The following is a 6264-nucleotide window of genomic DNA, read 5'->3' on the forward strand; positions in this document are numbered from 1 at the left end:
ACTGGATCAAACCGCCATTTCTCATCCCGGTCTCCAGCGCAACGGAAAGGCGCGGAAGAACTCATCCATTACGATGAAAATAGTAGAACTTTTGCCGTTGACAACCAGGCAGCCATAGCAACGTCGAAGCGCTGCCGACCCGACCACCATGGCGGCCTGCGCGATTCATTGAGGACATTCTAGCACCTGAAAGGAAACGTAACAAGGCCGCTTAAAGGGGTCGGTCAGACGCGCCTTGTTCGCCGATTGTTTGTCTTCACCTTCACGGATTGACTACGCCGAGAATCCCACGAGGTAGGAAATTAGATTCCCAACGAACGCCACTCCTAAGGCTCTTGGTAGAGCTACAGCTGTGGAACCCAGCACACCGGCAATTCAAACGATCGCGAAGGACTCGGTCAGCCAAATCAGCGTCTCGGTGACCAGGGTGTTGTGAATCATCGGTTGGAGCCAAACTACGAAGACGCAAAACGTAGCGATGTTCAGCAGAACCAGCCCAGCGACGACAGGGAGTCTGCGCTCAACCCTGAAGATCCAAATCAGCAATCCGGCGGTAATCGCAATCTCGATGATCAACGCTACTACCGCGACCGCAATCCAGAGCCCTTGGCTCATCTGGTCCATTGGGTCTCTAACCGGGTTGGCCAGTGCACTACTGCAACTCAGCGCCAGAAACACGATCGTCGCGATAAGTCCACTGCAACGTGCGCTATCTGAGAAGGGCCTTCTAGTCGGCATATTTTGGGGTGAACGTTTGATGTGGACGCGCGCCCTCATGGCGGCACTTCCGACTCAAGGAAAGCAGACTGAAGCACTCACGGCAATCTCCAACAAAGCCGTTGATTGGCGTCGCTGTCACACGCCTTGTTCGCATTGTCAGATTCGATTGGCGTCTTCGTCATGAATTCAGTCTAGGTCAGCGTTCTTCTCTAGCTTCGCATGCTTGGCCATCCGTTCATCAAGAAAAGCGGTCGAAACCCGTATTAGTTCACGAGCATCTTCTCGTGAAATCCTCACGGTCAACTCTTTGGATTGTTTGAAGGTTAGATCTATAGCCCCATCCTCCCGAAACTTAATCGTGCACCCCGACGTGGTCTTGCCGCGATTCCGCGCATTCGCTGCCAACCCTTCGCGAAGCAACCCGGTCACGGGGCCAACCATCCCTACTTGAAAAGCGACAAAGCTATCTCCAGATTTCAGGGTGAAACTAAGTTCGTCGCCTTCTGCTCCAAACCAGTTGCCGAGAGGAGGAGGCCCAGCCGCCAAGCTCAGTCGTGCATCGGGGCTCCCACCCCGCCAGAGGACATCTCCGAAACTCGCTTCCAGCATGAGCGAAGGTAAGATCAAGCAAAGCAGAAGTTTCATTCGCGAACGTTTGAGCTGAGGCGATCCCGGTGAGCTCACCGGGAAGGCTGCGGGGATCCAAGCTGCTTTCGAAGCTGGCGGCAAGAACACAACACAGCCGCTGAAAGGGGTCGCCCTCGAGCGCCTTGTTCTCGTTGGGCGGTCTTGGGGGCGGGGAGTTCTTCGTGGAGGCCGCGGTCCGCCACGGGAAGATACCCGATCGAGCGCCGACGCCATCCCACGGGTCACTCCGAGCGGTGATGATGCGGAGCCCCGGCGAAGCAGACAGACAATCTAACAGAGCCTATCACGTGCCCGGTCCGATCGCTCCTGGCCGCTCCTCTGCTGCCCCCCGCATGATGATCACTCCGGGCAGCAAAGCTCCGGGCGCTCTTAAACCTCGATAAGCTCGACCTATCTCTGACTCGGTCTGCTGCCACACCCTCAGAACCCAGAGGCTCTACATTCCACGAGAACGTTTGAGCTGAGGCGATCCCGGTGAGCTCACCGGGAAGGCTGCGGGGATCCAAGCTGCTTTCGAAGCTGGCGGCAAGAACACAACACAGCCGCTGAAAGGGGTCGCCCTCGAGCGCCTTGTTCTCGTTGGGCGGTCTTGGGGGCGGGGAGTTCTTCGTGGAGGCCGCGGTCCGCCACGGGAAGATACCCGATCGAGCGCCGACGCCATCCCACGGGTCACTCCGAGCGGTGATGATGCGGAGCCCCGGCGAAGCAGACAGACAATCTAACAGAGCCTATCACGTGCCCGGTCCGATCGCTCCTGGCCGCTCCTCTGCTGCCCCCCGCATGATGATCACTCCGGGCAGCAAAGCTCCGGGCGCTCTTAAACCTCGATAAGCTCGACCTATCTCTGACTCGGTCTGCTGCCACACCCTCAGAACCCAGAGGCTCTACATTCCACGAGAACGTCTGAGGACAGGCGGCGCCGGTGAATTGAAGCGGCGCTTCCGAGTCCTGTTGGAGGTAATGAATCACCAAAACGGATTTTCAACAAGGCCGCTGATAGGCGTCGTCCTGCTCCGGCTTGTTCACCTCTTTCGTTTCTGGAAGCTCCTTGTCCATTGTCCTGTAGGGTTCCAGTGCCTTACACGGGAAGCCGTTGAATAGATCACCGAACTCAATCGTCGTCTTCCCGTTGTTCGTAACCACCTTCGCTGTCCGGAGAACAACCCGAGAGCCTGTGCTGTTCTTCGCAGGCGTTCGGTCGAGTGCAAATGCAGCGATGATCTCGCCCCTATCGTTCAATACAGCGACCTGCAGGTGAGGTAGCATTAGGTAGTGATCGATCTCTTCAGGCTTCTTTCCAGCCGTCGATTGAAGAACCTGTCGTATCAGCTTCTTCTCTTGAATCCTCGCAACGTGCTCGGTCGCTGGATCGAAATCTGTGCCAAATACAGGCCCGATCACGATTTCAGTCGCCTCATCGATGAGGCCTGAACCTCCCTCGCCGCCACGTGCGCTCGCAAGGAGACCGATGCAAACAATCGAGAGCAAGCAGAGGAGTCTCATTTTATGGTGAACGTTTGAGCTGAGGCGATCCCGGTGAGCTCACCGGGAAGGCTGCGGGGATCCAAGCAGCTTTCGAAGCTGGCGGCAAGAACACAACACAACCGCTGAAAGGGGTCGTCCTCGAGCGCCTTGTTCTCGTTGGGCGGTCTTGGGGGCGGGGAGATCTTCGCGGAGGCCGCGGTCCGCCACGGGAAAATACCCGATCGAGCGCCGACAACATCCCACGAGACACTCCGAGCGGTGATGATGCAGAGCCCCGGCGAATCAGACAGGCAATCTAACAGCGTCTGGCACGTGGCCGTTCCGATCTCTCCTGGCCGCTCCTCTGCTGCCCCCCGCATGATGCTCACTCCGGTCAGCAAAGATCCGGAAACTGGGAAACCTCGACTAGCTCGACCTATCTCCGACTCGGTCCGCTGCCACACCCTCAAAACCCAGAGGCTCTACATTCCACGAGAACGTCGAAGCGCTGCCGACCCGACCCTCATGGCGGCCAGCGCGATTCATGGATAACTCTCTACCACCTGAGACGCCATGCAGCAAGGCCGCTGAGAGGGGTCGGTCAGGCGCGTCTTGTTCGGCTTTCTGCTTTCGTTGGTTCTCAGGTTATCTCGCTCTCGCAGATCGTCGCTCATTCTCTCGCCGAAGCTCCTCATTCTTACGCTTCGTTGCGGAATTCAGCGGGCCTTGATTGAGGACCCTTACTGCCAACCCACAGATTCCCAACCCCCGATAGAACGCGTATGGTGCAACGATGACTGCATAGACGAATCCTGGTAGCTTGAGCGGCCAGCCAGCTTCTTCAGGGATGAAATAGAGCGGTGCCAGTGCAATTGCGGCAACTACGGAGGCCCCGTATATCCGGATCGCAATCCCCACTCCTCGGCCCCATTGCTCAAACTTAGTCATCCTCAGTAGTAATGCATTCTGATTTCTGCCGAACGTCTGAGAAATGGCGATCCCGACCCTCATGGCGGGGCTCCCGATTCTCGTTGCCGGATTGAATCACCAGAACGGCAACGTAACAAGGCCGCTGTGAGGGGTCGCCATCTTCGGCTTGTTGTGCTTATCCAGTTTCGAGGCTTCGGCAGACGACGACCAAAAACGCTCCAACCTCGTTGAAGCCGATCACCAGGTGCTTGAAGGACACCGAATCGCCCTGATTGATCTCTCCGATCTCCACCAACTTCGCGATCAGCGGAGAATCCAGCACCTCGACGGCTCCGTCATAATGGTAGATCGTGCAATCGAGTTCGTCCTCAACGAGCAACTCGAAATGCGAGACCTCAACGAAGCGGACCGTCCGCGCGATGTTCTGGTAGTCAGTGAAGTTCAGGGAAAGGGTCTGAGAATCCCAATTCAAGACCGGCCCCGCCTCGGTGTCCGCGACCGGAAAGGGAAACGGAAAGGACTTGGTCCGAGTCGCCATCTCAATTTCTTGCACAACGTTTGAGCTGAGGCGATCCCGGTGAGCTCACCGGGAAGGCTGCGGGGATCCAAGCAGCTTTCGAAGCTGGCGGCAAGAACTCAACACAGCCGCTGAAAGGGGTCGCCCTCGAGCGCCTTGTTCTCGTTGGGCGGTCTTGGGGGCGGGGAGATCTTCGCGGAGGCCGCGGTCCGCCACGGGAAAATACCCGATCGAGCGCCGAGACCATCCCGAGAGACACTCCGAGCGGTGATGATGCAGAGCCCCAGCGAAGCAGACAGACAATCTAACAGCGTCTGTCACGTGGCCGTTCCGATCTCTCATGGCCACTCCTCTGCTGCCCACCGCATGATGATCACCCCGGTCAGCAAAGCTCCGGAAGCTCGAAAACCTCGACAAGCTCGACCTATCTCCGACTCGGTCTGCTGCCACACCCTCAAAACCCAGAGGCTCAACATTCCACGAGAACGTTTGAGCTGAGGCGATCCCGGTGAGCTCACCGGGAAGGCTGCGGGGATCCAAGCAGCTTTCGAAGCTGGCGGCAAGAACGCAACACAACCGCTGATAGGGGTCGTCCTCGAGCGCCTTGTTCTCGTTGGGCGGTCTTGGGGGCGGGGAGTTCTTCGCGGAGGCCGCCGTCCGCCACGGGAAAATACCCGATCGAGCGCCGACTCCATCCCACGAGACACTCCGAGCGGTGATGATGCGGAGCCTCAGCGAATCAGACAGACAATCTAATAGAGTCTGTCACGTGGCCGTTCCGATCTCTCCTGGCCGCTCCTCTGCTGCCCACCGCATGATGCTCGCTCCGGTCAGCAAAGCTCCGAGAGATCGGAAATCTCGATAAGCTCGACCTATCTTCGACTCGGTCTGTTGCCACACCCTCAGAACCCAGAGGCTCTACATTCCACGAGAACGTCGAAGCGCTGCCGACCCGACCCTCATGGCGGCCGGCGCGATTCATTTGTGATCTTCTACCACCTGAAATGCTGCGTAACAAGGCCGCTTAAAGGGGTCGGTCAGGCGCGTCTTGTTCGGCTTCTTCGTTTTGTCTCTTGGGATCGTGTCCGCAGAAGATCCGGAACACGACGTGTGTCGAAGCCCAGACAATCAGTCCGATGCAGATGCTCGAGACAGCAAAAGTGGTGTAGTGGTAGAGAGTGCCACTAAAAAATGGGTTCTGTCCGCCGCTAGAATCGAGTCGGGTGAAAAGAAGGTAGGTCTGGTACGCGAGGTAGTCACCGACTTCTCGGAGTATGGCTAGATCCCACCACGCAGTGTGATTCGGATCCGATTGCGAGTTGGCGTGGACTGCAACTGCGATTGAGAGAACGCTGAAAAGAGTAGCCGATGCACCAATGATGGCTGGAATCTTTCGCATTCTTCTTCTGCCGAACGTCTGAGCTGAGGCGATCCCGGTGAGCTCACCGGGAAGGCTGCGGGGATCCAAGCAGCTTTCGAAGCTGGCGGCAAGAACACAACACAGCCGCTGAAAGGGGTCGTCCTCGAGCGCCTTGTTCTCGTTGGGCGGTCTTGGGGGCGGAGAGTTCTTTGTGGGGGGCGCGGTCCGCCACGGGAAAATACCCGATCGAGCGCCGAGACCATCCCGAGAGACACTCCGAGCGGTGATGATGCGAAGCCCCGGCGAATCAGACAGACAATCTAACAAAGCCTGTCACGTGGCCGGTCTGATCTCTCCTGGCCGCTCCTCTCCTGCCCACCGCATGATGCTCACGCCGGTCAGCAAAGCTCCGGAAGCTCGAAAACCTCGATAAGCTCGACCTATCACCGACTCGGTCTACTGCCACACCCTCAAAACCCAGAGGCTCTACATTCCACGAGAACGTCGAAGCGCTGCCGACCCGACCCTCATGGCGGCCAGCGCGATTCATTGGCGACTTTCTACCACCTGAGACGCCGCGTAACAAGGCCGCTTAAAGGGGTCGGTCAGACGCGTCTTGTTCGGC

4 protein-coding genes are annotated in these 6264 nt (G+C 57.9%); all 4 read right to left on the bottom strand.

Features of this window, described 5'->3' with window-relative positions; translation table 11 throughout:
- Positions 1–375 precede the first annotated feature (375 nt).
- Complete coding sequence (locus ACFQY0_RS20715; RefSeq protein ID WP_379716813.1) at positions 376–678, bottom strand: hypothetical protein; 303 nt, start codon at positions 676–678, stop codon at positions 376–378.
- A gap of 228 nt (positions 679–906) precedes the next feature.
- The gene (locus ACFQY0_RS20720) at positions 907–1365 is read right to left on the bottom strand and encodes a hypothetical protein (protein ID WP_379716816.1); all 459 of its coding nucleotides are present in this window, start codon (positions 1363–1365) and stop codon (positions 907–909) included.
- A gap of 984 nt (positions 1366–2349) precedes the next feature.
- Positions 2350–2871, bottom strand: a complete 522-nt coding sequence (locus ACFQY0_RS20725; protein WP_379716819.1) for a hypothetical protein — start codon at positions 2869–2871, stop codon at positions 2350–2352.
- A gap of 1066 nt (positions 2872–3937) precedes the next feature.
- Entirely contained in the window at positions 3938–4300 is a 363-nt protein-coding gene (locus ACFQY0_RS20730) for a hypothetical protein (RefSeq protein WP_379716822.1), read from the bottom strand.
- Positions 4301–6264: the final 1964 nt, after the last annotated feature.

Source organism: Haloferula chungangensis (assembly GCF_042664875.1).
GTDB classification, from domain to species: domain Bacteria; phylum Verrucomicrobiota; class Verrucomicrobiia; order Verrucomicrobiales; family Akkermansiaceae; genus Haloferula; species Haloferula chungangensis.

What these genes read in the sequence shown, in the direction of transcription:
- ACFQY0_RS20725 (WP_379716819.1), bottom strand. Translation starts at nt 2,871, where the DNA reads ATGAGACTCCTCTGCTTGCTCTCGATTGTTTGCATCGGTCTCCTTGCG.
- ACFQY0_RS20730 (WP_379716822.1), bottom strand. Translation starts at nt 4,300, where the DNA reads ATGGCGACTCGGACCAAGTCCTTTCCGTTTCCCTTTCCGGTCGCGGAC.
- ACFQY0_RS20720 (WP_379716816.1), bottom strand. Translation starts at nt 1,365, where the DNA reads ATGAAACTTCTGCTTTGCTTGATCTTACCTTCGCTCATGCTGGAAGCG.